This is a genomic window from Nesterenkonia suensis, assembly GCF_054782935.1.
This window is the reverse complement of sequence record NZ_BAAGRN010000027.1, coordinates 20,129-46,521: the sequence shown is the minus strand read 5'-3', so window position 1 is coordinate 46,521 and position 26,393 is coordinate 20,129. Positions and strand designations below refer to the sequence as shown.

18 protein-coding genes are annotated in these 26,393 nt (G+C 70.7%); 11 read left to right on the top strand and 7 right to left on the bottom strand.

Translation table 11 applies throughout. The annotated features are described in order from the left end of the window. Nucleotides 1-89 precede the first annotated feature (89 nt). The 5 genes from ACYVKI_RS14595 to ACYVKI_RS14575 all read right to left on the bottom strand — a co-directional run bounded on the left by ACYVKI_RS14595 (nt 90) and on the right by ACYVKI_RS14575 (nt 6,887). The gene (locus tag ACYVKI_RS14595; protein ID WP_460691095.1) at nt 90-1,220 is read right to left on the bottom strand and encodes a M24 family metallopeptidase; all 1,131 of its coding nucleotides are present in this window, start codon (nt 1,218-1,220) and stop codon (nt 90-92) included. 92 nt (nt 1,221-1,312) lie between these two features. Then, nucleotides 1,313-3,418, bottom strand: a complete 2,106-nt coding sequence (locus tag ACYVKI_RS14590; RefSeq protein ID WP_460691094.1) for a DUF6807 family protein — start codon at nt 3,416-3,418, stop codon at nt 1,313-1,315. A 132-nt stretch (nt 3,419-3,550) separates the two neighbouring features. Next, nucleotides 3,551-4,468 carry a sugar phosphate isomerase/epimerase family protein gene (locus ACYVKI_RS14585; protein ID WP_460691093.1) on the bottom strand — a complete coding sequence of 306 codons (918 nt, stop codon included), beginning with the start codon at nt 4,466-4,468 and terminating at the stop codon, nt 3,551-3,553. Then, a complete protein-coding gene (locus tag ACYVKI_RS14580) occupies nt 4,465-5,694 on the bottom strand; it encodes a dihydrodipicolinate synthase family protein (protein WP_460691232.1) in 1,230 nt (409 codons plus the stop codon). Before ACYVKI_RS14580 ends, ACYVKI_RS14585 begins: the two co-directional genes overlap by 4 nt. 26 nt (nt 5,695-5,720) lie before the next feature. After that, entirely contained in the window at nt 5,721-6,887 is a 1,167-nt protein-coding gene (locus tag ACYVKI_RS14575) for a Gfo/Idh/MocA family protein (protein WP_460691092.1), read from the bottom strand. Nucleotides 6,888-6,996: 109 nt separating this feature from the next. Here ACYVKI_RS14575 and ACYVKI_RS14570 point away from each other — a divergent pair, with 109 nt between their 5' ends. From ACYVKI_RS14570 to ACYVKI_RS14555, 4 genes are all read left to right on the top strand, one after another. Then, nucleotides 6,997-8,028, top strand: coding sequence for a LacI family DNA-binding transcriptional regulator (locus tag ACYVKI_RS14570; RefSeq protein WP_460691091.1), 1,032 nt, complete (start codon nt 6,997-6,999; stop codon nt 8,026-8,028). Nucleotides 8,029-8,191: 163 nt separating this feature from the next. Then, the gene (locus tag ACYVKI_RS14565; protein WP_460691090.1) at nt 8,192-9,526 is read left to right on the top strand and encodes an ABC transporter substrate-binding protein; all 1,335 of its coding nucleotides are present in this window, start codon (nt 8,192-8,194) and stop codon (nt 9,524-9,526) included. A gap of 325 nt (nt 9,527-9,851) precedes the next feature. Then, complete coding sequence (locus ACYVKI_RS14560; RefSeq protein WP_460691089.1) at nt 9,852-11,156, top strand: ABC transporter substrate-binding protein; 1,305 nt, start codon at nt 9,852-9,854, stop codon at nt 11,154-11,156. A 91-nt stretch (nt 11,157-11,247) separates the two neighbouring features. Further along, nucleotides 11,248-13,881 carry a glycosyl hydrolase gene (locus ACYVKI_RS14555; protein ID WP_460691088.1) on the top strand — a complete coding sequence of 878 codons (2,634 nt, stop codon included), beginning with the start codon at nt 11,248-11,250 and terminating at the stop codon, nt 13,879-13,881. Here the strand turns inward: ACYVKI_RS14555 and ACYVKI_RS14550 are convergent. Both ACYVKI_RS14550 and ACYVKI_RS14545 read right to left on the bottom strand, forming a co-directional pair. Then, entirely contained in the window at nt 13,788-14,969 is a 1,182-nt protein-coding gene (locus tag ACYVKI_RS14550; protein ID WP_460691087.1) for an alkylhydroperoxidase domain protein, read from the bottom strand. The two genes, ACYVKI_RS14555 and ACYVKI_RS14550, sit on opposite strands and share 94 nt — an antisense overlap. 68 nt (nt 14,970-15,037) lie before the next feature. Next, nucleotides 15,038-16,039, bottom strand: a complete 1,002-nt coding sequence (locus ACYVKI_RS14545; RefSeq protein WP_460691086.1) for an LLM class flavin-dependent oxidoreductase — start codon at nt 16,037-16,039, stop codon at nt 15,038-15,040. 177 nt (nt 16,040-16,216) lie between these two features. Here ACYVKI_RS14545 and ACYVKI_RS14540 point away from each other — a divergent pair, with 177 nt between their 5' ends. From ACYVKI_RS14540 to ACYVKI_RS14510, 7 genes are all read left to right on the top strand, one after another. Continuing rightward, nucleotides 16,217-17,191: a Bug family tripartite tricarboxylate transporter substrate binding protein gene (locus ACYVKI_RS14540; protein ID WP_460691085.1), complete on the top strand. Its 975-nt coding sequence runs from the start codon at nt 16,217-16,219 to the stop codon at nt 17,189-17,191. Between the two features lie 13 nt (nt 17,192-17,204). After that, entirely contained in the window at nt 17,205-17,681 is a 477-nt protein-coding gene (locus ACYVKI_RS14535; protein WP_460691084.1) for a tripartite tricarboxylate transporter TctB family protein, read from the top strand. Next, a complete protein-coding gene (locus ACYVKI_RS14530; RefSeq protein WP_460691083.1) occupies nt 17,678-19,201 on the top strand; it encodes a tripartite tricarboxylate transporter permease in 1,524 nt (507 codons plus the stop codon). The genes ACYVKI_RS14535 and ACYVKI_RS14530 overlap by 4 nt, the downstream gene beginning before the upstream one ends. A gap of 125 nt (nt 19,202-19,326) precedes the next feature. Beyond that, nucleotides 19,327-21,381, top strand: a complete 2,055-nt coding sequence (locus ACYVKI_RS14525) for a DUF2264 domain-containing protein (RefSeq protein ID WP_460691082.1) — start codon at nt 19,327-19,329, stop codon at nt 21,379-21,381. Beyond that, nucleotides 21,378-22,163, top strand: coding sequence for a sugar phosphate isomerase/epimerase family protein (locus ACYVKI_RS14520; RefSeq protein WP_460691081.1), 786 nt, complete (start codon nt 21,378-21,380; stop codon nt 22,161-22,163). Before ACYVKI_RS14525 ends, ACYVKI_RS14520 begins: the two co-directional genes overlap by 4 nt. A gap of 325 nt (nt 22,164-22,488) precedes the next feature. Beyond that, nucleotides 22,489-23,778: an ABC transporter substrate-binding protein gene (locus ACYVKI_RS14515; RefSeq protein ID WP_460691080.1), complete on the top strand. Its 1,290-nt coding sequence runs from the start codon at nt 22,489-22,491 to the stop codon at nt 23,776-23,778. Continuing rightward, nucleotides 23,775-26,315: a beta-galactosidase gene (locus ACYVKI_RS14510; RefSeq protein WP_460691231.1), complete on the top strand. Its 2,541-nt coding sequence runs from the start codon at nt 23,775-23,777 to the stop codon at nt 26,313-26,315. The genes ACYVKI_RS14515 and ACYVKI_RS14510 overlap by 4 nt, the downstream gene beginning before the upstream one ends. The last annotated feature ends 78 nt before the right edge of the window (nt 26,316-26,393 follow it).

Genomic DNA, 26,393 nt, shown 5'->3' with positions numbered 1-26,393 from the left:
ATGGCCCCGGTCACATCTGGGAGGGGAGCCCCCAGGCGCGCCTCGGCGCCGTCGAGCCCTCACGAGACGAGTCGGACTGACCCACTCGCTCAGCGGCGCAGCACTGCCGGACGGAATCGTCCCGCCACCTCCGCCGTCGGCCAGCGGTCGTCGACGCTCAGGACGTCGATCCAGTGCCCGCCGTCTGGGCCGTCCCCAGCTCGCAGCACCACCGTGTCCTCCACCTTCGCACCCAGGCCGAGCTGTTCGCTCCAGCCGGTGGGGTTGAAGGCGAACGCCTGGTCCTCCCGGATCAGGTCCGGCACCCCCGGCTCCACCCGGGGGTCGCGTCCCTGGTAGCCGGCCGCCCCGCCCTGGTGGTGCTTCGTCCATTCGTCGGCGTCGAACCCATGCCGGGTGTAGGACTCCTTCAGCGTCTCCAGCACGGACTCCAGCCGGGTGCCCGGGCTCAGCGCGGCGAAGGCGTCGGCCTCTACGGCGAGGATTCGGGCGTCCAGCTCTTCCTCCCCGGCCACGGGGTCGCCGAAGCCCACCCAGCGAGTGACGTTGGCGATGAGCCCGTCCCGGCGGGCGCACACCACGGCCATGGCGCGTCGGCCCAGCGGTGCTTGGGTGGGCAACGGGTGACGGTGCATGGCCCGGGACTCCCCGTTGACCAGCAGCACCACCGGATCCGCCCCGGCTTCGAGGAGCCGTGGGGCCAGCGCGGCGGCCAGCTGCCGCTCAGTGGTCTCCGGAGTGATCTCGGTCAGCACGTCGGTCAGCGCCTCGGCGGAGGTCCGGCACAGGGCTCGATAGCGTTCGATCTCCACGTCGAGCAGGGAGGCGCGGGCGCCGCGCAGCGGCAGGGCGACGGCGGTCTCGTCGGTCAACGTCCAGTCAGCGGCACGGGGCAGCCAGCCGGTGACGTCGTCGACGTCGGCATGCCAGGGGAGCTCGTGGAGACTCACCGTGCCGTCGTCGAGCAGGGAGACCAGGGGTGCGAGCTCCTCCTGGCGGATCCGGGCGAGCTCATTGGTGAACACCCCCACGGCGACGCCGTCGCGATGCACCACCGCCCGCAGGATCGGAGGACCGGCGAGGCTGATGTGCACCCGCGCCCCGGCCAGCAGCCAGGACAGTGCGCCGGCGGAGGAGAGCACCAGCGCGTCGGCGCCGGTCTCGTCGAGGACTCCGAGGAGTCGTGCGTGCTTGGTGTGGAACTCCTGCTCAGGGGTCATGCTGCTCCTCGTGGTGGGGTGCTCGGCGTCGCCTCCGCGGTGTGGGCCCTGAGGAGCGACGATCAGCGATCTCCGGGGCCCACCGTGCAGAGTCATCGAGGGGTGCGGGTCGCGGTCAGCTCTGCCGACAGTCCGCTCCCCAGTGCGGCGGCCTCCGCACGGTCCATCCGGCCGTCGAGGACGACGGCGCGCACCCGTCGGGCCACCGGCTCGCCCGGGCGGGCCACCACGGGGGCGTCCCAGGCCAGGGACATGCCCACCCCCGGATAGCCGGCGTGCCGGACGAACCAGGGGTCCTCGTCGGCGGAGGCCAGCACCAGTGTGGCCTCCCCGGCCCCCAGGCCCGGGGCGAACTGCACCGCATCGAAGTGCCCGCTGATCGCCAGCCAGTCGCTGACGCTGCCGTGCGCCTCCTCCTCCCCGGAGGCCTGTGCGGTGAAGATCTCGGCCTCCCGCAGGGCGGGAAGCCGCCAGAAGAAGCCGCCGTAGCCGCCGCCGGCGCGCCCGTTGGAGCCGGGGCTGCCCAGCGAGACCTCCCGGTCCACGGCCGGGGTCAGCGCGAAGCGGAAGTCCAGCTCCCAGGAGCGTTCGTCGCGGCCGGTCACCGTGACCACTCGGTGCTCCTGCAGCAGCGCCCCACCGGTGCGGTCGATCCACTCCAGCTGTTGGGCCAGCCGCTGGCCGGTGTCGACGTCGGCCACCTGCTGCTCGCGGATGAGGATCCGGCCGTGGTCGTTGCGCCAGATGTACCGGCCATGCTCCCGGGTGTAGGTGCGCCCGCCCCAGAAGTTCGTGCCGTCGACGTCCTGAAGTGCTACGGACACGCCCAGATGCCAGGTGTGGTCCAGCGGCTGCTGGTCGGTGACGACGACGCCGCCGCGCGTGCGCACCCGGTCCAGGAAGGGGCGCGGGGAATCGGTGGGGGAGATGTCCTCGCCGGTGCGCAGCTCCGCCACGGTCCGCGCCTCGCCGGCGGCCGGACCGGGAAGCGCCAGGGAACCGCTCGTGGCGGCAGCGGTCGCCCAGGGTGCCCCCAGCGAGGAGAACGTGGAGGGGGCCTTCACCGCGCGGGCGGCATAGTCCTCGATATGCGGGATCACCGGGTGCCGCTCGGGGCCGGAATCCACCTGCGCCACATGCTCGGCGCCGATCTGTGCCGGATCCTCCGCGGTGCGGACCGCCTCCAGCACGCGCATGAACGCCCCGGACTCGCGCAGCGGAGAGAGCAGCCTCTCGGCCTCCCCGGTGCGCACGTCGATCAGGTTCTCCAGCAGGTCGGTGCGCTGGAAGTCCAGCGTCCGCGGCTCGCCGGCCTCCCCGGCGTTGAACGGCGCCTCCCGGTTGGGCGTGATCTCCAGGCGGTCCTCGGTGTAGTAGAGCACCGCCTGGCCCTCGGTGCCGTCGATCGTCACCCACGGCGGCCGGTGGTCCTCCGGCGCGCAGAGCGTCAGCGCCGCGGTGACGGGGATCCCCGCGGTGGTGCGCAGCGAGACGGTGGAGGTGTCGTCGGCCTCGATGTCATGGGCGTGCAGCAGCTCGGTGCTCAGCTGGGCGACGTCGTCGGCGTCCCGGGCGCCGGCGAGGTGCAGAGCGGTGCGCACCGCGTGGGCCAGCGGGTTGGTGATCACCCCGTCGACCACCTGGACGCCGTCGAGCACCCGTCGGCCCGCCCAGGGGGCGCGGGCGTAGTAGGCCTCCCGGCGCAGCCACAGTCCGGTGGCGCCGACCGCGCGCAGCTGTCCGATGGCACCGGGAGCCTCCGGGGCGGCCAGCAGCTCCTCCAGGGCGGGCAGCGCATGGGACCCCAGGGACTGGAAGCCCACCTGGATGCGTCGGCCGAGCCGATCGGCGACGGCCAGCAGCTCTTCGTACTGGGCGAAGGTCGCCGTGGGGGGCTTCTCCAGCAGCACGTCGGCGCCCATCTCGAGGGCCTCCAGCGCGAGGTCGCGGTGCGTGCTGATCGGAGTGGAGACGATGACGACGTCGGGGCGATGTCCGGCCTCGCGCGCCTCGGTGAGCGTGTGGTGGACGGGGATGGCCCCGCGGACCTCGGGCCCGGGGTCGCTGTAGCTGGCGCCGGCGATGAGCCGGGCCTTGCCCGATGCGGCCAGGCGCTCCAGGTTCAGCAGGTGCTGGCGGCCGAAGCCGTCCAGGCCGACCAGCAGCACCGACGTCGGGGCGGATCCTTCAGCGGTCATGGCTCTCCTCGGAGTGACAGGCCTGTCGAGACTGGCATATCGAGTGGCCACGAATCCCGGGATATGCCCTCCCGACGCGGCGTGTCAGACAGGACGTCTCGGGATTCGTGACCACTCGATGGGTGGGGATGGTCAGACGGCGGCGGACGGGGTGTGCGGAGCCGAGGCGGCGGCTGACGCTGTCAGGAACGGCTCCACCAGCTCGGCGTAGCGGGCCTTCATGGTCTCCAGCGTCACACCGGCGTCCTGGGCGTTGATCTCTGCATTGAAGATCTCCACCTCGACCGGTCCCGTGTAGCCGGCCTCGGCCACCCACCGGGAGATCGTGGGGAAGTCCACGTGACCGTCGCCCATCATCCCGCGGGACTTCAGGGCGTCGGCGGCGAGGGGCAGGTTGAAGTCGCACACCTGGTAGCTGGCGAGGCGACCCTCACGCCCGGCGCGGGCGATCTGCTCCTGCAGCTGCGGGTCCCACCACACGTGGAAGGTGTCGACGACGACGCCGACCGTCTCCGCCGGGTGCGGGGCCGCCAGGGCCAGGGCCTCTCCGAGGGTGGAGAGCACCGCACGGTCCGCGGCATACATCGGGTGCAGCGGCTCCAGCACCAGCCGCACTCCGTGCTCGGCGGCGTAGGGCACCAGCTCGGCGATGCCGTCGGCCACGCGGGCGCGGGCGTCCACGATCGACTTGTCCGCCCGGTCCCCCTCGCCGCCCAGCAGGTGCGCGGCCGAGGGGAGCCCGCCGACCACCATGATCAGCTCACCGGTGCCGATGGCGGCCGCCTCGCGGATCGCCGCCCGGTTGGACTCCAGCGCGGCGGCCCGCCCTGCGGCATCGGCCGGGGTGAGGAATCCCCCGCGACACAGCGTGGTGGCGGTCAGCCCGGCACCGGAGATGACCTGCGCGGCCTTCTCCGCCCCGCCGGCGGAATCCAGCAGGTGCCGCCAGGGTCCGATGTGGCTCAGCCCGGCGGCGGCGACGGCGTCGACGGCCTCCTGCAGGGACAGCTGCGGGGTGGTGCCCGTGTTCAGTGACAGCTCGAAGCTCATGCGAGTCCTCCGGTCTTCAGCAGCGTGGTCATCCGCTCGGCGGCCAGCTGCGGGTCGGTCAGCAGGCCCGCCTGATCGGCGAGCACGAAGGTGTGCGCCAGATGCGGCAGCGAGCGGCCCGCGTGCAGGCCGCCGACCAGCTGGAAGCCGGTCTGGTGCCCGTTGAGCCAGGAGAGGAAGGCGATCCCGGTCTTGTAGTAGAGCGTCGGGGCGGAGAAGATGTGCTTCCCCAGCTCCCGGGTGGAGTCCAGGATCGCCCGGCCGCGGACCGCATCGCCGGCGTCGTAGGCCTGCAGGGCCGTGGAGGCCGCCGGGTAGATGGCGGCGAAGATGCCCAGCAGCGCATCTGAATGGGCGGTCTCGTCGCCGTCGATGAGCTCCGGGTAGTTGAAGTCGTCGCCGGTGTAGAGCCGCACGCCCTCGGGCAGGGCGGCGCGCAGGCGCTTCTCGTGCTCGGCGTCCAGCAGGGAGACCTTCACACCGTCGACCTTGTCCGGGTGCTGCCGGATCAGCGTCAGGAAGGTCTCGGTGGCCTCGGCGACGTCGTCGGAGCCCCAGTAGCCGGCCAGCGCCGGGTCGAACATCGGCCCCAGCCAGTGCAGGATCACCGGCTGTTCGGCGGCCTGAAGGAGATGCGAGTAGATGTCCAGGTAGTCCTCGGGGCTGGCGGCGACCTTCGCCAAGGCACGGGAGGCCATGAGGATCACCTTGGCGCCGGACGCCTCGACGACCTCGAGCTGCTCCAGATAGGCCTCCAGCACGGCGGCGACCCCGGTCTCCCCGGGCTCGACCGTGGCGGGGTCCAGCTGGTCGGTGCCGGCGCCGCAGGCGAGCAGATCGCGCACGGTGCGGCCCGCCAGGGCCGGGTAGGTGCCGGCCTCGACGACGGTCGCCGCCTCCTGGGCAGACCGGCTGATCAGCTCTTGGGTGGCCGCGTAGTCCAGGCCCATGCCGCGCTGGGCGGTGTCCATGGCGTCGGCGACGCCGAGCCCGTAGGACCACAGTTCGTGCCGGTAGGCCAGTGTGGCCTCCCAGTCCAGCTGGGCCGGCGCGCCGGGCACGTTCTCGGCGGTCATCACCGGCACCACGTGGGCGGCGGCGTAGACCGTCCGGGAGGTCAGGGGCGTCTCCGGGCGGGTGAACGGACCCAGGGCGGGGTCGGCCTGGCCGGTCATCGTGTATGCGGCGGTGGCGCCGTCGAGGGTGGGTAGGGTCAGCGTGGGCAGGTCCGTGGCCTGCTGGGTGGTGGTGCTCACAGGGTGATCTCCGGGATGTCGACGGTGCGGCGCTCGGCGGCGGACTGCAGGCCGAGCTCGGCGAGCTGGACGCCACGGGCGGCGGAGAGCAGGCCGAAGCGGTGCTCACGACCGGCGACGACGTCGGCGAGGAACTCCTCCCACTGCAGCTTGAATCCGTTGTCCAGCTCGGCGTTGGCGGGGACCTCCTGCCACTGGTCGCGGAACGACTCGGTGACGGGCAGATCCGGGTTCCACACCGGTTTCGGGGTGTGGGCGCGCTGCTGGGCCACACATTTGTTCAGCCCGGCGACCGCTGAGCCGTGGGTGCCGTCGATCTGGAACTCCACGAGTTCGTCACGGTAGACGCGCACGGCCCAGGAGGAGTTGATCTGTCCGACGACCTCGTCCCCGGCCGGGGTCTCCAGCTCGAAGATGCCGTAGGCGGCGTCGTCGGCGTCCGCCTCGTAGGGCTCTCCGTTGTCGTCCCAGCGCGTCGGGATGTGGGTGGCGGTCTTGGAGGTCACGGACTTGACCGTCCCGATGATGCCCTCCAGCACATAGTTCCAGTGGCAGTACATGTCGGTGGTCATGGAGCCGCCGTCGGCCAGGCGGTAGTTCCAGGAGGGGCGCTGGGCCGGCTGGACGTCTCCTTCGAAGACCCAGTAGCCGAACTCGCCGCGCAGCGCGAGGATGCGGCCGAAGAAGCCCTCGTCCACCAGGCGGCGGAGCTTGACCAGACCGGGGAGGTAGAGCTTGTCGTGCACCACGCCGGCGGTGATGCCGGCGGCGTCCGCCTGGCGGGCCAGCTCCACGGCCTCCTGGAGGCTCTCGGCGGTGGGCTTCTCAGTGAAGATGTGTTTGCCGGCGGAGATGGCCTTGGACAGCGTGGCCGGACGCAGGGAGGTCATCGAGGCGTCGAAGACGATGTCCACGGAAGGGTCGTTGATGGCGCCGTCGAGGTCGGTGGTGAAGTGTTCGACGTCGTGCCTGGCCGCGAGTTCGGAGATCTTGGCCTCGTTGCGGCCGACGAGGATCGGTTCGACGGTGACCCGGGAGCCGTCGGGCAGCGTGATGCCGCCCTGGTCGCGGATCGGAAGGATGGACCGCAGCAGGTGCTGGCGGTAGCCCATCCGACCGGTGATGCCGTTCATGGCGATGCGCAGGACGCGGGGTTCAGTCATGGGATCGGAGCTCCTTGCAGGTGGATGGCGAGGCGATGATGTTGGAATGCGCTTTCCACGGTAGTATCACCTGAAAGTATGTGTCAACTGTCACAGGTAGGAGCGTCAGATGGCTGTCCGCCTGGCTGATGTCGCCAAGGCCGCCGGGGTCTCCCAGTCCACGGCGTCGCGTGTGCTCAACGGATCCACGCGTCGCCCGAAGCCCGAGATCGCCGATCGCGTGCGCGCTGCGGCCGAGGAGCTCGGCTATTTCCCCAATGCGCAGGCGCAAGCGCTTGCCCGATCATCGGCGGGGCTCATGGGGCTGATCGTCCATGACATCGCTGACCCCTACTTCTCCTCGATCGCCCGCGGAGCGCAGCGCGGCCTGGCCGGGACCGGGGTGCAGCTGATGCTGGCCTCCACCGAGCGCGAGGCTGCCGCGGAGGTGGAAGCGGTCCGGGCGTTCATGTCGTACCGGACGGATGCGGTGCTGCTGGCGGGGTCTCGCGGCATGGAGGACGACGCACTGCTGCAGAAGGTGCTTCAGACGTACCAGGACAACGGCGGGAAGGTGGCGATGATCGGCCAGCCCTTCCCTCACGCCGGAGGTGTCCAGATCGACAATGAGGGCGGGGCCGCGGCCCTGGCCGTCGAGCTGCTGAAGGTGGGGCACCGCCGCTTCGCCGTGCTCGGCGGCGAGCCGCAGCTCTCCACCTCGGCGCAGCGGTCGGCGGGCTTTCTGGCGAAGCTGAAGTCGGCCGGCGTCGCACCTGAGGTGGTGAAGGAGGGGGCCTTCACTCGCGACGGCGGCTACTTCATGATGAGCGAGCTGATCGGCTCCGGAATCGTGGCCTCGGATGCGGCACGGGAGGGCCGGGCGTCGCCGTTGTGCGTGTTCTGCGTCAACGACGTCATGGCGCTGGGGGCGATGGCCGCGATCCGCGAGGCTGGACTGCGCGTTCCGCAGGACGTCGCCATCGCCGGCTTCGACGACATCCCGACCCTGGCCGACCAGCACCCGTCGATCACCACGGTGCGACTGCCGCTGGAGGAGATCGGTCGGATGACGGCATCGATGATGCTGGCCGTCGGGGAGGCGGGGCGCCGCATGGTCATCGAGGGCACGCCGGTGCTGCGCGAGTCCACCCGACTCGAGTGAGCCCGCCCGGCTCGATCGGACCCTCGGTACTGCCGGGCTCCGCTCGGCCGATGGGTGTCGTGCGGTGCCATCGCGGTGCCATCGCGGTGCCATTATTGACCTGTGATCTGGATCACTCTAGATTGGCCGCATAGAGTGAACGATCACATCTCAGGGGGGCATCATGAATCACCCACGTTCCACAGCTGTATCCGATCCTCGGCTCGGATCGCCGACGACTCCGCGCCGCCGTCGTCGCAGCACAGCCCTGGCCGCCGGGCTGGCCGCCGCCATGCTCGCCGTCACCGCCTGCGGGGGAGGGGGAGGCGGCGACAGCGACGGCGACGTCACCCTCCGCTTCGCCTGGTGGGGCTCGGATGCCCGCCACCAGAACACCCAGGAGATCATCGACGCCTTCGAGGCGGAGCACCCGCACATCACCATCGACGGAGACTTCAGCGACTGGGACGGCTACTGGGACCAGCTGGCCACCCAGACCGCCGCCGCCGATGCCCCGGACATCATCCAGATGGACGAGCTCTATCTGCGCGAATACGCCGACCGCGGCTCCCTGCTGGATCTGGACCAGGTCGACACGTCGCAGATGGACGAGACGGTGGTGGACAACGGGCGGGCCGAGGGTGGGCTGTACGGCATCACCATCGGCATCAATGCGTTCACCATCCTCGCCAACCCCGACCTCTTCGAGGAGGCGGGCGTGGGCATGCCGGATGACGCCACCTGGACCTGGGGCGACTACCGGGACATCGCTGTCGAGCTGAGCGAGAACCTCGACGGCGCCTGGGGCGCCGGAGGATTCGACGAGACCGGCGGATTCCAGACCTGGGTGCGCCAGCAGGGCGGACACCTCAGCGACGCAGAGGGCGAGCTCGGCTTCACTGTGGACGATGCCGAGAGTTACTTCGAGTACCTCGTCGAGCTGCTGGAGGTCGGTGCCACGCCGTCGGCCTCCGCACTCGCGGAGGACCAGGGGGTGGGCCCGGACCAGTCGCTGACCACCGCTGGTCAGGTGGCGATGCGCGCCTGGTGGTCGAACCAGTCCGTGGCGCTCTCCGAATCGGCCGGCACCGAGCTGGAGCTGCTGCGCTTCCCCAGCCATACCGGCAGCGCCGAGGACGCCAGGCCCTGGTACAAGTCCTCGATGTTCCTCTCCGGCAGTGCGACCACCGATCATCCGGAGGAGGTCCAGCAGTTCATCGACTTCTTCGTGAACTCGGAGGAGGCCGCGCTGATCGACATGGCCGAGCGCGGCATCCCGCCGAACGACGAGATCCGCCAGGTGGTCACCGAGGAGCTCGACGGCGCCCAGCTGGCCATGGCCGAATACATCGACCAGATCGAGGATGAGCTCGGTCCCTCCGAGCCCGTGCCGGCGATGGGTGGGTCGGCGTTCCAGCAGATCCTCTACCGGTACCAGGATGAGGTGCTCTTCGATCGGATGTCCCCGGCCGACGCCGCGGAGGCGATGATCTCCGAGATGGAGGCGGAACTGCGCTGACGGCGAGTCGGACCTGCAGATCGTCTCCCGGTGAGAAATCGTCGCCGAATCCGGCCACGATTTCTCGCCGGGAGACGATCTGCGCGTGGGTGGGGTGGTGCGCCGGGGTGATGTGACGACGCCGAAGCCGACGCCGACGTCGGGGGCGCGGGGAGGCATCGTGCGATAGGGAGTGGGCATCGCCGAATGTGAATCGATTCATTGACTGTGCCGTGCATCACACATAATGTAGTGGCCAGCCTGATCCGTTACGGAGCGGGGCGCCGAATTGAATCGTTACAACCGCTGGCGGATGCTCCGCCACCGCACACATGAGGGGACACACATGAGACACAGGAAGCTGGCCAAGCTCTCGGCCGCCGCCGTGATCGGCGCCGTCGCGCTGACCGCCTGCGGCGGCGACGGCGGCAACGGCGGCACCAGCGGCAACGGCTCGAACGGTGAGGGAGGGGACGAGGAGGTCTCCCTGCGCTTCGCCTGGTGGGGCTCTGACCACCGGACCGAGGCCACCCAGGAGATCATCGCGGACTTCGAGGATGAGCACCCGCACATCACCATCGTCCCGGAGTTCAGCGACTGGCAGGGTTACTGGGACACTCTGGCCACCCAGACCGCCGCCGGAGATGCCCCAGACATCCTGCAGATGGACGAGATGTACGTCCGAGAGTACGCCGACCGCGGATCCCTGCTGGAGCTGACCGATGTCGACCTCTCCGAATTCGACGAGGGCATCATTGAGGCCGGGCAGGTGGACGGTGCCCAGTACGCCATCACCACGGGCGTCAACGCCTTCGTGATGATGGCGAACCCGGACGTGTTCGACGAGGCCGGGGTGGAGCTCCCCGACGACACCAGCTGGACGTGGGACGACTTCGCCGAGGTCACCCAACAGATCAGCGAGGGCACAGACTACGTCGGCGTCGCCCGCTCTGCCGAGCCGCAGCTGATGCAGAACTGGTTGCGCCAGCAGGGCAAGCAGCTGGTCACCGACGACGGTGAGTTCGGCTTCGACGTCGAAGACGCCGAGGAGTACCTGACCTTTCTCAAGCAGCTGCTCGACGACGGCTCCTTCCCCTCGGCCCAGCAGCTCGTCGAGGACGGGGGCGTGGGCCAGGATCAGTCGCTGACCGGCACCGGCCAGGCCGGCATCGGCCTGTACTGGACCAACCAGCTGCCCGGCCTCTCCGCCTCCGCGGGCACCGACCTGGTGCCGCTGCGATTCCCCAGTCACACCGGCGACGTCGAGGACAACGGAATCTGGTTCAAGTCCTCGATGGTGATGTCCGCCGCAGCGACCACCGACCACCCCGACGAGGCGCAGCTGTTCATCGACTACTTCGTCAACTCTGAACAGGCCGGCCTGCACAACCTGATCGACCGGGGGCTGCCTTCCAACCAGGCGGTGCGGGAGGTCGTGATGGAGAACATCGACGGCCAGGACCTGGTCTCCAGCGAGTTCATCGTCGACATCGAGGACGAGGTCGGCCCCTCGGAGCCGATCCCTCCGGCCGGCTTCTCCGCCCTGGGTGAGGACATCTTCCGCTACCAGGAGGAGGTCTTCTTCGAGCGCATGACGCCGGCCGAGGCCGCAGAGGCCATGGTCGCTGAGATGGAGAACTCACTGCAGTGACCCCAGGCCCCACGAGGGGTCATGGAGGGGACGGTCCTGGTGCGAGGCCGTCCCCTCCAGTCTGACCGCACGCACCAGCACGGAGAGGCCCATGACGGCAGAACAGATCCCCGCTCCCACCCCCCGCGCCGCGCTGCTTCAGGGCTTCCGTGCCCCCGACCCGGCCGCCCGGCCCATGATGCGCTGGTGGTGGTTCGGTCCCGACGTCGTCCGGGAGGACCTGGTCCGGGACCTGGACCGGATGCGCGAGGCCGGCCTGGGCGGCGTCGAGGTCGCCGTGGTCTACCCGCTCAGCGCCCGGACGGACCGCTACCTCTCGGAGACCTTCCTGGCGGATCTGCGGTTCGCCGCAGAGGCCGCACAGCAGCGGGGCCTGCGCTTCGACGTCACCCTGGGCTCCGGCTGGCCCTACGGCGGACCCCATGTGGACGAGTCCACGGCGGCCCGGAAGATCAGCTGGACCCACGAAGAGGTCCCGATGGCCGCACACCGGCTGCCGATCCCCGCCGTCTGGCCCGGCGACGAGTTCATCGCCGGCTACATCGGCGACGGCACCACCCACGAGACTCCGGAGAGTTTCGCGGAGCTGGAGATCGACGGCGACGACCTGCTCATCCCGGAGGGTCGTGGACCGCGGGTGGTCCTCATCGCGGTCTCCCGGCTGACCCGGCAGGCGCTGAAGCGTGCCGCCGTCGGGGCCGAGGGCTGGGCGCTGGACCATCTCTCGGCCGAGGCCGCGCGGGCGCACGTCGAGGCGGTCGCCGAGCCGCTGGTCGACGCCGTGGGCGTCGAGCGGATCGGCACGGTGTTCTGCGACAGCCTCGAGGTCTACGACGCCGACTGGACGCCGCGGCTGCCGGAGGAGTTCGCCGCCCGGCGCGGCTACGACGTCGTGCCTCACCTGTGGAAGCTGCCCCTGCCCGGGCAGGAGGGAGCGGCGTTCCGCGCGGACTACCACCGCACGCTCACCGAGCTGCTGGAGGAGAACTTCATCCGCGTGGTCGGCGACTGGGCGCGGCAGAAGGGCGTGCCGTTCCGGATCCAGGGTTATGGGGAGCCGGCCGCCACGGTGAGCTCCTACCGGTACGCGGACCGCTATGAGGGCGAGGGCTGGGGCTGGGATGTGGTCACCGCCTGCCGGTGGGCCAGCTCGGCCGGGCAGCTCCACGGCCAGCAGGTCATCTCCTCCGAGGCCTGGACCTGGACTCACTCGCCGTCCTTCCGCTCCACTCCGCTGGACATCCTGGCCGAGGCCCAGGACCACCTGCTGATGGGCATCAACCAGTTCATCGGCCACGGCTGGCCGAACACCTCCCGACCCGAGGACGGCAGCCTGGGGCGGGTCTTCTACGCCTCCGGGGCGTTGGACGACCGCAACACCTGGTGGGCCGCCGCTCCGGCGCTGTGGGGCACCATCCACCGGCTGTCCTGGCTGATGCGGCAGGGGCGTCGCCTCTCCGACGTCGGGATCTACGTGCCCGCCCGGGACGTCTATGCCGGATTCGCGGCCGCTGGCCGCAACGACCTCTACAAGGAGACCCGGCGGCACATCGGCGACGAGCTGCCGCATGCGCTGCGCACCGCTGGGGCGGACTTCGACCTGTTCGACGACGACGCCGTCGGCCACCTGGATCCGGGACGGTTCCCCGTGGTGGTGCTTCCGTACGCCCGCGACATCCCTGAGTCCACGCGGGCCTGGCTGGCCGCCGTGCTGGAGGCCGGCGGCACCGTGCTGGATCTCGGCGGCACCGCGCGGCTCGGGGTGAGCGTGGACTCCGCCGCCGAGGCGGCCCGCTGGGCTCGCGGCCCGGTGAGCCTGGCCGGAGCCGACGGCGCGCCGAACGAGACCGTCGCCGTGACCACCCGGCAGCTCGGCGAGGGCCCGTCAGCCCTGCGGGTGCATTTCGTGGCGAACACCGGCTCCGCGCCTGCCGAGGTGGCGCTGTCCTTCCGACAGGGGATCGAGGGGGACCCCGCCGGGTCCACGATGGAGCGTTGGGATGCGGAGACCGGCGAGGTGCTCAGCGTCCATGACCTGGATCCGGGCGGCGACGGCGGCGACCTGTCGTGGCGTCTGGAGGCCTATGAGGCCGCCGTGCTGATCCAGCACGACGGCGAGTCTCAGGAGCACGACCAGGGGCACCCGAGCAGCACCTCCGCGGCCGGGGGCGAGGCCGCCGTCGAACTCGCCGACTGGACGGTGCGCTTCCCCGATGAGTCTGTGCCGCGTCCTGCGTCGGTGCCGCACCAGTGGGAGCAGGTGCCCGGGCGGGAGCTGTACTCCGGCACCGCCGAGTACACCACCACTCTCCACGTGGACGACCACGCCCGGCAGGTGATCCTCGACTTCGGAGCCGCCGAGCCGCACGAGCTGGCCGACCCCGCCTCCAGCGGACTCATGGAGGCCTCCTTCCGAGCGGAGGTGACGCCGCCGGTGGGCGTGGTGGCGGTGGTCCGGGTGGACGGGCACGCGGCCGGCGTGGTCTGGCGGACCCCTTACCGGGTGGACCTCACGGAGCTGGTCACCCCCGGGGGCACCCATGAGCTCAGCGCGGAGGTCGCCAATGTCACCAGCCACCGACTGGCCGCCGATGAGGCCCTGACCCGCATGGTGGAGACCGCCCGGGAGCATCACGGCCGCCGCTTCGGCATGCAGGCCCTGGAGCTGGCGCTCGCCGACGTGGCCTCCGGGCTGCTGACGGTGCCACGGCTGCGGGTGCGCTGAGTCCGGCTCAGCGGGGGCGGGACGATGCCACAGGTTCCCCCCAGGGAGAGCATCAGGCGATTCGCCCAGTTGAAGAACGCGGCCCCGTTGATGGCGTCCACGATGTCGGCCTCACCCAGTCCGGCCCCCTGGAGGCGCTGCACATCCTGGGGGCCGAAATCTCCCGGAGACCGGGTGAGCGCCGCTGCGGAACGAGCGATGGCCGACCACCGTTCGCCCAGGTCGGCCTCCGTCCCGTCGTCGAGCAGGAGTTGCACGTCCGCATGCCGGCCTGATTCCTGGGCGGCGCGTCGGGCGTGCACGGAGGCGCAGTAGACGCACCCGTTGAGACGCGAGGCGGCCGTGGCGGCGATCTCCCGGTCCGCCCGGGGCAGACCTGTGGTGACGGTGTAGAAGATGTCCTTGTCAGTCAGAGTGCGCGCCTGGAGCGCCTCCGGGTTGCGGACCAGGAGGCGGAAGTAGTCGCTCCGGATCCGGAAGTCGTCGACCAGGGCCTCCCGCTGGGCGGTCGTCAGCTCCTCCTCGGGGACCGGGGCCAGCCACGGTTTCCAGCCGAGGCTCTCCTGGGTGAAGCCGTCGGCGCCGTGCGGCAGGTCCGGCGCCGCGCCGGTCACGCCGGCCGGTCCGGAGAGGCCGGCCAGCGTGCGCAGGCCCTCGACGACGCGGATCTGGAAGGCCAGGAAGGAGACCAGCTGGCTGAGCGTGACGATGTCATCGACTGACCATCCCGCAGCCTCGAGAGCGCGGAGGTGGTGCGCCCGGGCGTCCCACGGGTGCAGAGTCAGCAGACGGGTGTGGTCCAGGCCGGCGGCGAGCTTCCGGCTGACGTCCTGGCTAGGATCACCGCTCTCCTCCTCGCGCAGCTCAGCGTAGAAGGCGGCGGCCACCGAGTCAGGAGCCTGGAGGGCGGCCGCACGGGCCGCCACCGCATAGCGGGCCTCCAGCGGGAAGGTGCCCGGCTCCTCGGGCTCCAGCAGCACCTCGAAGCTGCGCTGGGCGTTCTCGACGGCCTGGGGCCGTTCTCGGCGGATGGCCGCCAGGGCGCTGTGCGGCTGGATTCCGGCCAGGGTGTCGATGATGTCGGCCATGCCGTCTCCTCTGTGTCGTCTCCTCCGTGCCGGCTCCTCGCTGAGCCGTCAGCGCTCGTCAGCGCTCGTCAGTGCTCGTCAGCCAGCTGCCAGCCCAGCGCCGGGGCGACCTCCGTGGCGATGAGTTCCAGCGATCTCAACGTCAGCTCGTGGCCCGGATCCACGGAGTGGACCTGGACGCTCACGTCAGTGGATCGGGCGACGACCTCGTCCCCGGCGAGCCGTTCGACGACCTCCTCGACCGTGCCGAAGTACGTGTGGGTGTACTCGTAGAGTTCTGCGTCGCTCAGCGTGGCGGGGTCGATCCGCAGATTCCTCCGGGCCAGCGCGCCCACGCGCTCCCGCGCCCGGCGGGCGGCGCGGTCGCGGTCCTGCTCATCGACCACCACCAGTGTGCGGGAGGCCAGGATCCGCGGTGCGGCATCCGCAGGCAGGTTCGCCAGGTAGGCGTCCACGAGGGGGTTCTGCTGGTCGCTGAGGAGATCGCCGGGGGTGCTGCCCGGCTGGATGCGGGAGAGCATCACGCCGTCGCCGGCCTGGCCGGCGCGAGTGGCTCCGCGGGCGGAGAACGTCGCCTGCCAGATGCGGGTGTCGAGTCCCTCGGGCAACGGCTGCAGGGTGAACCCCGCTGCGCCGAGGGGCTCGCCGCGCAGGGCGGCGCGCATCCGGGAGAACGTCTCGGTGAAGATCTCCCGGGCGTCGGCGTCGCCGTGGCCGAAGGCCTCCAAGGAATCCGGGGAGGCGCCGGGTGCCACGCCGAACTCGAATCTCCCGTCGGAGAGGACGTCGACCACCGCCGCGTCCTCCGCAGTGCGGATCGGGTTCTCGTGCGGAAGGGTCACCACGGCGGTGCCCAGCCGGATCCGCGATGTCGTCGCCGCCGCGGCGCCCAGCAGCGGCCAGGGGGAGGGCAGCCCGCCCTCGTCCGCGGAGAAGTGATGCTGAGCGACCCAGGCGGAGTGGAAGCCGAGCCTCTCGGCGTGCTGGATCTGCTCGAGTGCGTACTGATAGCGCGAGGCGGCGTCGTCGTCCTCGAGGAGTCGGCTGAAGAACCCGATGCGTGGTGCCAAGACGGTGTTACCTCTCATTGCGGAGCAGCGCGCACCGTCGGTCTGGCGCGTCGCCTCGCGTACTACGATAAGCACACCGACCGGCCTCCCGGGATCATGCGTCACAGTTCTTTCGCAGGCCGCCTCCGGGCCTGCGTGATCCCCGCACCGACATCGAAGGACAGGTCTCCCATGAACATGAGTCCGACAGTCGTCAAGAGCCTCGGCGTGCTCGCCGCCGCTCCTCTGGTGCTCACCGCCTGCGGCGACGACGCCGCCGAGTCGGGTGCCTGGCCTGAGGAGAACCTGGAGATCATCGTCGGCTTCGGTGCGGGCGGCACCCCTGACCTGCTGGCCCGGGGCGTCGGTCGTGAGCTGGAGTCCGCGACCGACGTCAGCGTGTCGGTGACGAACCGGACCGGAGCGGCGTCGACCATCGCAATGAATGAGGCGCTCTCGGCGGCGCCCGACGGCAGCACGCTCGCCCTGGCGACCTCGAACGGTCTGCTCTGGCAGCCCCTGGTCGACGACGGGCTGGAGTACACGGACACTGAGGGCTATGACGCTCTGGCCAAGGTCGGAGAATCCGCCTTCTCGCTGATGGCCGCCGCCGACGGCGAGTTCCAGTCCATGGACGAGTTCGTCGACGCCGCTGAGGCGGGGGAGCAGATCTCGGTGGCCGTGACCGGGGAAGGGGCGCAGACCGATCTGACGGTCCAGCTGCTCAATGAGCAGAACGGCTGGAACCTGCGCAGCGTCCCCTACGCCGACGGCGCCGACGCCGGGATCCTGGCCGTGCTGCGCGGGGAGGTCGATGCCCAGATCAGCACCACCGCCGGGGTGCAGGGACAGATCGACTCCGGCGACATCGAGATCCTGAGCATCCTCTCCGACGAGACCGAGCCGAACAACCCCGACGCCGCGACGCTCGATCAGTTCGATCTGGAGGTTCCGATGGGCACCTCCTTCTACGTCATCACCTCGGACGAGGTCGACGCCGAGGTGCGCGCCGAGATGGCCGCCCAGCTGGAGGAGATCGTCGTCTCGGGCGCATGGACGGACCAGCTGGACGAGATCGGGCTGCCCCATGAGGTGCTCGGCCATGACGAGACTCAGGCAGAGATCGCCGAGATGATCGAGCAGTACTCGGTGCTCGACCCGGACGACTTCTGAGCACCGCACCGGAGTGACGGAACAGACGGAGTCCCGCGCGTCAGCCCGGATCGCCTGGCGGATCGCCGGAGGGGGCGGGCTGGTGATGGCAGCCCTGGTGGGCTGGGTCAGCTTCACCGGCTACCACCTGGGCAGCCTCGACCGGCCCGGCGCGGGAGTCTTCCCGCTGCTCGTGGCCGGAGTGCTGGCTGCTGCCTCCGCACTGACCCTGCTGCAGTCCGGGGGAGCCACCAGCTCCGCCCCGTCCCTGGGGGAGGACCGGGCCTGGCTGCGCCTGGTGCTGGGCGGCGCTGTGCTGCTGGGCTCGGCGCTGCTGATGCCGCATGTGGGGTTCCTGCCGGTGGTGGTCGTGGGAGGTCTGATGACCGCGGTGCTCATCGAGCGTGAGTTCCGGTGGACCATGCCGGTGACCATGGTCATCATGGGTGTCACCGTCTGGGCCGTGTTCGAGCTGCTTCTGGGCATCCGTCTGCCGGGGGTCGATCTGTGAGTCCCCTGGAGGGCCTGCTGCACGGGCTCAGCGTCGTCGCGACGCCGGAGCACCTCCTCGCCGCCCTGGCCGGGGCGCTGCTCGGCACCATCATGGGGCTGGTCCCCGGCATCGGCCCGGTCTCCGGAGCGGCGATCCTGCTTCCGCTGACCTATGTGTTCGACCCGCTGACCGGCATGATCGTGATCGCCGGGATGTTCTACGGCATCATGTACGGCGGCTCGACCACGGCCATCCTGCTCAACATCCCCGGGGAGGCCCCGTCTGTGGTCTCTGCTCTGGAGGGGTATCCGCTGGCGCAGCAGGGCCGCGCCGGTCCCGCCCTGGGCATCACCGCCGTCGCCTCGTTCGTCGCCGGCACCGGTGGGGTGATCCTGCTGAGTCTCGTCGCCGCCCCGGTCGCGCAGGCCGCCGTGATCTTCGGTTCGGCGGAGTACTTCGCCCTGACGCTCGGCGGACTGATCGTCATGGCCCGCATCATGGGCGGCTCCCTGGCTCAGGGGATGCTCCCCCTGGCCTTCGGCCTGCTCCTGGGCGTCATCGGAGAGGACGCGATCAGCGGAGACCCTCGCTTCACGTTCGGCATCCGGGAGGTCAACCAGGGGGTGAGCATCGTCGCGCTGGCCGTCGGGCTCTTCGGGCTGGCGGAGATCCTGCGGATCGTGGTGCACAAGACCGATGTCCCCTTCGTGAGCTCGCTGCGCTGGCGGCAGCTGATCCCCACCGCCGAGGACGCGCGCAATTCTCTGGGAAGCTGGTTCCGCGGCGGCGCGGTGGGCTTCGGCCTGGGGCTGCTGCCGGGTCCGAGCATCTCACTGGCCACCCTGCTGAGCTACAAGCTGGAGTCGATGGTCGGCCGGGACCGACGGAAGTTCGGGCGCGGCGCGGTCTCCGGGCTCGCCGGTCCCGAGGCGGCCAACAATGCCGCCGCCACCTCCAGCATGATCCCTCTGCTGGCCCTCGGGCTGCCGTTCTCCGCCACGCTGGCGGTGATGCTGGTGGCCATGCAGGTCCACGGGATCCAGCCCGGTCCGCGACTGGTGACTGACCACCCGGACCTGTTCTGGGGGCTGATCGCCTCGCTGCTGATCGGCAACGCCATGCTGCTGGTGCTCAACGTGAACTTCATCCGGCTGTGGGTGTCGATGCTCCGGGTGCCGCAGTGGATCCTGCTGCCCACAGTGATCGCGCTCTGCCTGGCCGGGATCTACAGCTTCCGGCTCTCGTGGTTCGATCTCGCGGTCGCCGGCGTGCTGGGAGTGCTGGGCTACTTCCTGGTCCGGCAGGGCTTCCATATGGTGCCGATCCTGCTGGGGGCGCTGCTCGGCCCCCTGGTGGAGCAGCATTTCCGGCAGGGCCTGACCGCCGCGAACGGAGAGCTGAGCTACTTCATCACTCAGCCCATCGCGATGACGATCTGGGTGATCGTGGGGCTCATCGTCGTGGTGCTTCCGGCGGTGCGGTGGTGGGTGGCGCGGAGCCGTGGTGCTGCGGCTGAGGTGGTCTCCGCACGGGGCTGACCGACGCCGGCGGCCCCGCTCCAGTTCTTGACGTGTGGTCCGGAGCACATCATGCTGAGATGTGAATCGATTCATATTCAGGTGTGACATCGATGGAACCAGACGAATGAGAGGCGAGGCCCGCGATGACCTCAGATGGAGTGCACACCACCCGGCCGGGCGCAGTCCGGCCCGGAGTCATTCGGCCCGGAGTCATTCGGCCCGGAACCATCCTGCCCGGCTCCGGGGTCCGGTTTCCCGAGGAGGACCGCGAGGCGAGTCCCTACACCGGATACACCCGCGACCACTGGGAGGCTATGGCCGATCACCTGGTCGGCTCCGCCTGGCGCTGGGCCAGCCCCGGGAAGGCCCATCTGAACCTCCCTGGCCGGGCCTCGCGCAGCGGAGTGCGCTCCGACGGGCTCGAAGGGTTCGCCCGATCCTTCCTCGCGGCGGCCTTCCGAGTCCGCGGTGCCGACGGCGCCGACCCGCACGGCTGGCTGGAGCGCTACGCCGCGGGCCTGCGGGCCGGGACGGCGGTGGCCGACGTCGACGGGGCCGAACCCTGGCTGGCCATCCGCGACCATGACGTCCAGGGCCAGCCCATGGTGGAATCGGCCTCCATCGCCCTGTCCCTGCGGCTGACCCGCCCCTGGCTGTGGGACCGGCTCGACGCCGACGTCCAGGACGCCGCGGAGGCGTGGCTGCGCGGGGCCATCACGTCGGTGCCCGCCGCCAACAACTGGTACCTGTTCCCCTATGCGGTGGCCGGCTTCCTGGAGTCGGTGGGCCGCGGGGACGAACTCACCGCCGCCGCCCGGGAGCGGGCGCTGCACCTGTTGGAGGGCTGGGACCGGGGTCAGGGCTGGTACACCGACGGCGACGGGCAGGCCTTCGATCACTACAACGGCTGGGCGCTCCACCTCTACCCGGTGTTGGACGCTCACCTGCGCGGAGAATCCGGGGTCCACGGCTCCCGGCTGGAGGAGTTCCTCCAGGAGTACCGGCACCTCTTCGGCGCCGACGGCGCCCCGCTGTTCCAAGGCCGCTCGATGACCTATCGATTCGCCGCGGGCGCCGCCGTCGCCCTCGGCGCGGTCACCGGTGACACCCCGCTGGCACCGGGGGAGTCGAAGCGGCTGCTCAACTCCACGCTGACGCACTTCCTGGACCGCGGGGCGCTCACCGAGCACGGGCTGCTGAGCCTCGGCTGGCACGGCCCGCACCCGGCCACCGTCCAGCCCTATTCCGGGCCGGCCTCGCCGCTGTGGGCGACCAAATCGCTGATCGGGCTGCTGCTGCCCGCCGAGGCCCCGCTGTGGAGCGTCACCGAGGGGGACCGCCCCCTGGACCACCACGACGTCGCCTTCGGCATGACCGCCACCGGCTGGGCCGTCCAGGCCACCCGCGACGACGGCATCGTGCGGGTGCACAACCACGGCAGCGACCACCTGCGGCCGCACCAGGGGGAGGACGCCCGGACGGCGGACCCGCTCTACTCACGGCTGGCCTACTCGACGGCCACCGGCCCCACCGCGCGGGACGATGTGCCGGACAACCACGTGGCGCTGCGGTTCCGGGGTCGCAGCAGCGCCCGCTGCCGCCTCCACCCGCTGGGCGCCGGCGGCGGGGGCGGCTGGGCCTGGGCCGCCTCCTGGCACCGGCCCATCTTTCCCGGCGGCTCAGGGGCCATGCCCGGACTGCGCCTGGAGTCCTTTGTGGTGGCCCGCGGCGCCGAGGAGATCCGCATCGACCGTGTCCTGGGAGCCTGCTTCCCGATGGAGCTCCAGCACACCGGCTGGGCGGTCCAGCCCGGTGGTGGGCTCAGCTCCACCCTGGAGGGCCTGCACGGCTGGGAGGCCCACGAGCGGCTGACCGCCCCGGCCGGCACGGCCTTCGCCGAATGGTGTGAGATCCCCTGCCTGCGCGCCGGAGTGCGCGGTGCGGCGGTGCTGGTCTCCCGGGCGCGGCTCGGCGGTGCACCAGCTGCGCCCGAGCCATCAGGTCTTGCCGCCGGTGAGGCTGGCGGTGACACTGACCGGACAGCCGACGTCGCGGCTGGCGAGGCACCGGTCGACGTCGTGGACCTGACCGTGACCTCGGACGGGGTGTCCTTCCGGTGGGCGGACGAGGACGTGCTCACCACAGTGCGTTTCGACCCGGTGGAGGTCAGCCGACATGGAGGAGGCGAAGGACCATGAGCTGGAAGCTCAGCGTCAGCACGCTGGGGATGCCGGGCCGCCCGGTGGTGGAGGCGGTGCGCACCGCCCTGGACCACGGATGCGACGGCGTGGAGCTGCGCGTGCACCCTGACGAGGAGATCACCCTCGGCATGGGCGACGCCGCCGCACGGGACGCAGCCCGGCATGTCACCGACGCGGGGCTGCAGATCTCCTGCCTGGCCGGCTATGTGCGGGTCTGCGGCGGCACCGGAGAGGACGACGACACCGTCGTCGAGGAGCTGCGGGCGCTGATCCGGCTGGCCGAGGTGATGGGCGCCCCGGCGATCCGCGTCTTCCCGGGCGGCACCCACGCCGGGCGTGACGCCGCTCGCCGCCGGATCGAGGCGGTGCTGGAGGATCTCGAGGCCACCGGAGTCCGCCTGCTGGTGGAGACCCACGACTCCCATCCGACCGGGAAGGACGTGCTGGAGCTGCTCGCGTCCTTCGGGCAGGATCCGCGCGTGGGGGTGCTCTGGGACATCCTGCACCCGTACATCAATGGTGAGGAGCCGGCGACCACCGCCGCCTTGCTGGGGGAACGGGCAGACTACGTGCAGGTCAAGGACGCCTTGCTGGCCCAGGACTGGAAGCCTGCGGTGACCGGCCAGGGGGATCTGCCGCTGGAGGAGGTGGGCCGGCTGCTCGCCGGCGGCTCGGGCTGGATCTCCTTGGAGTGGGAGCGCGCCTGGTACCCGGACATCCCGGAGATCTCGGTGCCGCTGGCCGCCACGGCCCGGTGGTTCGAGGCGACGCTGCGCTGACCGTTCTGCCCGTCCTGTCCGTTCTGCCCCGTCAAGATTCTCAGACCTCATCCATATTGGTGGGGTCTGAGAATCTTGACGGGGGGGGCGAGGTGGCTGGCGGATCGCCATGATGCGCGAACGCTCAGATGAGCAGCGCCGACCATACGTCTGGGGAATCACTGCATGTCGAAGCGGCAATGGAGCGGGGCCGAATGGCCGTTGACTCGCGGTTCATGCCCCGCCTACAGTCATGGAAACCGCTTGCCAAGTGATGCTCGTCACACCGAGCATCAGATGATGCCGGCGGCGAATCGCACCGCTCCATCCGATGAATGAGGATCCCATGACGAACTTCACGCGACTGTCCCAGCTGGTGGCAGTGACCTCTCTCTCCGCCTTGGCGCTGACCGCCTGCGGCGGCGACGCCGAGGGTGGCGGAGACGCCGGCGGTGGGGACGACGGCGTCCAGCTGCGCTTCACCTGGTGGGGCTCGGACTCCCGCCACCAGACCACCCAGGAGATCATCGACGCCTTCGAGGAGGAGCACCCGCACATCTCGATCTCCGCCGAGTACGGCGACTGGTCCGGCTACTGGGACCAGCTGGCCACCCAGTCCGCCGGCGGAGAGATGCCGGACGTCATCCAGATGGACGACAAGTACCTGCGCGAGTACGCGGACCGCGGTGCCCTGCTGCACCTCAGCGACGTCGACGTCTCCGAGTTCGACCAGGACGCCGTGGACAACGGCCGCACCGAGGACGGCCTGTTCGGCATCACCACCGGCATCAACTCCCTGGCGCTGATCGCTAACCCGGAGCTCTTCGACGAGGCCGGCGTCGAGATGCCCGACGACACCACCTGGACCTGGGACGACTTCGCCGAGATCAGCGCTGAGCTCAGCGAGAACCTCGACGACGGCTACGGCACCAACGACCCCAATGAGCCCGGCGGCTTCCAGGTCTGGCTGCGTCAGCAGGGCCAGCACATGACCACCGACGAGGGGGAGCTCGGCTTCGACGCCGACGACGCCGCCGACTACTTCCAGTACTACCTGGACATGGTGGGCGAGGGCATCCCCTCGGCTGCCGTGATGTCGGAGAACCAGTCCAGCGGCCCGGACCAGTCCCTGCTGGGCACCGGTCAGGTGGCCATGGCCCCGTGGTGGACCAACCAGATCAACGGCCTCTCCGAGGCCTCCGGCGTGGACCTGGAGCTGCTGCGGTTCCCCAGCCGCACCGGCCACGCGGAGGACAACGGCATGTGGTACAAGTCCTCGATGCTGATGTCGGCTGCGGCCACCACGGACCACCCGGAGGAGGCGCAGCTGTTCATCGACTACTTCGTCAACTCCGAGGAGGCCGGGATGCTGAACCTGGTGGATCGCGGACTGCCGGGCAACAACTCGGTGCGCGAGGCGATCCTGCCCGAACTCGAGGGCCCGGACCTGGTCTCCGCTGAGTTCATCGCAGACATCGAGGACGAGCTCGCCGGCCCGGAGCCCGTCCCCTCGCTGGGCTTCTCCGGCCTGCAGGACATCATCTACCGCTATGAGATGGAGGTGTTCTTCGAGCGCCAGTCGCCCCAGGAGGCCGCGGAGAACATGATCACCGAGATGGAAGCAGAGCTGAACTGAGCCGCAGGAGCACACCGACGACGCCGTGGGGCGGCACCTCAACCGAGGGGTCGCCCCACGGGGCTGCCCGGGCGCCCGACAACGCCACCGACAACGCCACCGATGACGCCACCGACAACGCCACCGATGGCGCCACCGACAACGCCACCGATGGCATCGCCGTCACTCCGGGCTGGATCGTCCGAGGTGGCGCCCCGTGGTTCCCGGTCACCGGGGAGATCCACTACAGCCGGATTCGCCCGGACCGCTGGTCGGACGTGCTGGGGCTGGCCCGCGCCGGCGGGCTGACCTCCGTGGCCACCTATGTCTTCTGGCGGCACCATGAGCCGCGTCCGGGCGTCTTCGACTGGTCCGGCGGACGTGACCTGCGGCGATTCGTGACGCTCGCCGCCTCCCAGGGGCTCGATGTCGTCGTCCGGATGGGTCCCTGGTCCCATGGGGAGGCGCGCTACGGCGGGTTCCCGGACTGGCTGGTGGACTCCGGGGTCCCCACGCGGCGGGACCATCCGGAGTATCTGCGGCATGTGCGCCGCTTCTTCGCCCAGATCATCACCCAGCTGGACGGACTGACCCAGGACGACGGCGGCCCGGTCATCGCCGCGCAGGTCGAGAACGAGTTGGCGGACCAGCCCGAGCATCTGGCCACGCTGCGACGGCTGGCCGAGGAGCTGGGCCTGCGGGTGCCGCTCTGGACCGCCACCGGATGGGGCGGCGCCCGTCTGCCGACGAGCCTGCTGCCGGTCTGCAGTGGATATGCGGACGGCTTCTGGGCGGACTCGCGGACCGACTGGCCCTCCTTCTGCCGGGTGCACTTCCACTACGAGGAGGTGCGCGACGACCTCGGAGTCGGTGACGACGTCGCCCGCGCGGTCGCCGGCGGCGAGGGTCCGCCGTCGCCCGCAGGGGCCCCGGCCTCCGTAGTGCCGGATGCTGTGGCGCCGGATGCTGTGGCGCCGGATGCTGTGGCGCCGTCGGTCGAGCGTCGGGGCGCCGCCGCCCGGACGCCGTTTCTCACCTGCGAACTCGGTGGCGGCATGCATGTCGCCTACCACCGGCGGCCCCTGGTCGGTGCCGAGGACGTCGCCGCCCTGGCCCTGGCCACCATCGGCAGCGGCTCGGTGTGGCAGGGCTTCTACATGTACGCCGGCGGCAGCAACCCGTTCGGGGCCGGCGGCGCGCACCCCGACGGGGAGCAGGAGTCCCAGGCCACCGGCTACCCCAACGACGTCCCGCAGATCAGCTACGACTTCGGCGCCCCGATCGGCGAGCACGGCGCGGTCCGCCGGCACTACGGCATGCTGCGGCGCCAGCATCTCTGGCTGGCCGAGGACGGGCCGCGGCTCGCCGCGATGCGCAGCACGGTCGGAGGTGGGTCCGCTGGGGATCCGCACAGTCTGCGCTGGGCGGTGCGCGCCGACGGCGACTCCGGCTACCTCTTCCTGAGCACCTACACCCCGGGGGGCCACCTGGACGCGCAGCCGGGGCTGCAGCTGGGCCTCGGCCCGGAACACGGTCTCGACGAGCCGCTGACCGTTCCTCCGGCACCGGTGGACCTCCCAGCCGGACTCTCCACTGTGTGGCCGCTGAACCTGCCGCTGAGTGCCGAGGTCCGGCTGGTCAGCGCCACGGCCGAGCTGCTGACCCGCACCGGGCGCGGTGGCGAGGAGGGTGACGTCGTCGTGCTCACCGCCCGGCGCGGGGTGCCGGTGCAGCTGCTGCTCGCCGGGGCGGTGCAGATCGCCGGCCCGTGCCGGTCCACCCGCACCGATGACGGTGACACCTCCGTGGTGCTGACCGCGGACCCCGGCCCGCAGACTCTGCTGACCTGTGGGGATGCACGGCTGCTGATCCTCGACGAGGCCACCGCCGACCAGGTGGCGATGCTGCCGGTCGACGGGGTCGAGCGGCTGGTGCGCTCCTCCGTCCCGGTGCATGGGGGACCGGCGGGCACAGCGTCGTCCGGAGCCGTCGGAACGCAGCTGGTGGTCCACACTGACGAGCCCGAGGCGGAGGTCGACCTCTGGGGCGGCGTCGTGGGGGAGGGTGACGACGCGCGGCCGCGCTGGCGCCGTCACTGGGTCTCAGCGCCCCAGGCCGGGCTGCGTGAGGTGCTCTGCCGGCGGCTCCGTCTGTCGGCGGTCGCACCGGAGCCCCGCGTGGGCGGTCCGGAGAGCAGGCTCGCCGCACCCACGGATCTCCGCGGCGCCGCCGTCGTGACGTGGCAGATCCCCGAGGAGCATCTGGAGGTCAGGGCGGGCGGTCAGCTGCTCCTCCGCGTGGACTGGACGGGCGACGTCGGCCGTGCCCGCCTGGGCGACCGGCTGATCAGCGATCATTTCTGGCACGGCCGGGAGTGGGAGATCGACCTGACGCCGTGGCTGGAGGTGCTGCGTAGTGAGCCGCTGACCCTGGAGCTGCTGCCCTGGCGGGCCGCCTCCGGAGTGTGGGTGCATCCGTCGGTGCGTGACGTCGAGGACGGAGTGACCGTGCGCGCGGCACGGCTCATCCGGCGGGAACGTGTGGTGCTGACGGTCTGACGCACCCAGTGGGTGTTGATTCATGTTTGAATGTGATGATATCAATGCTGTGACACGCATGACCCGACCCAGTGAGGC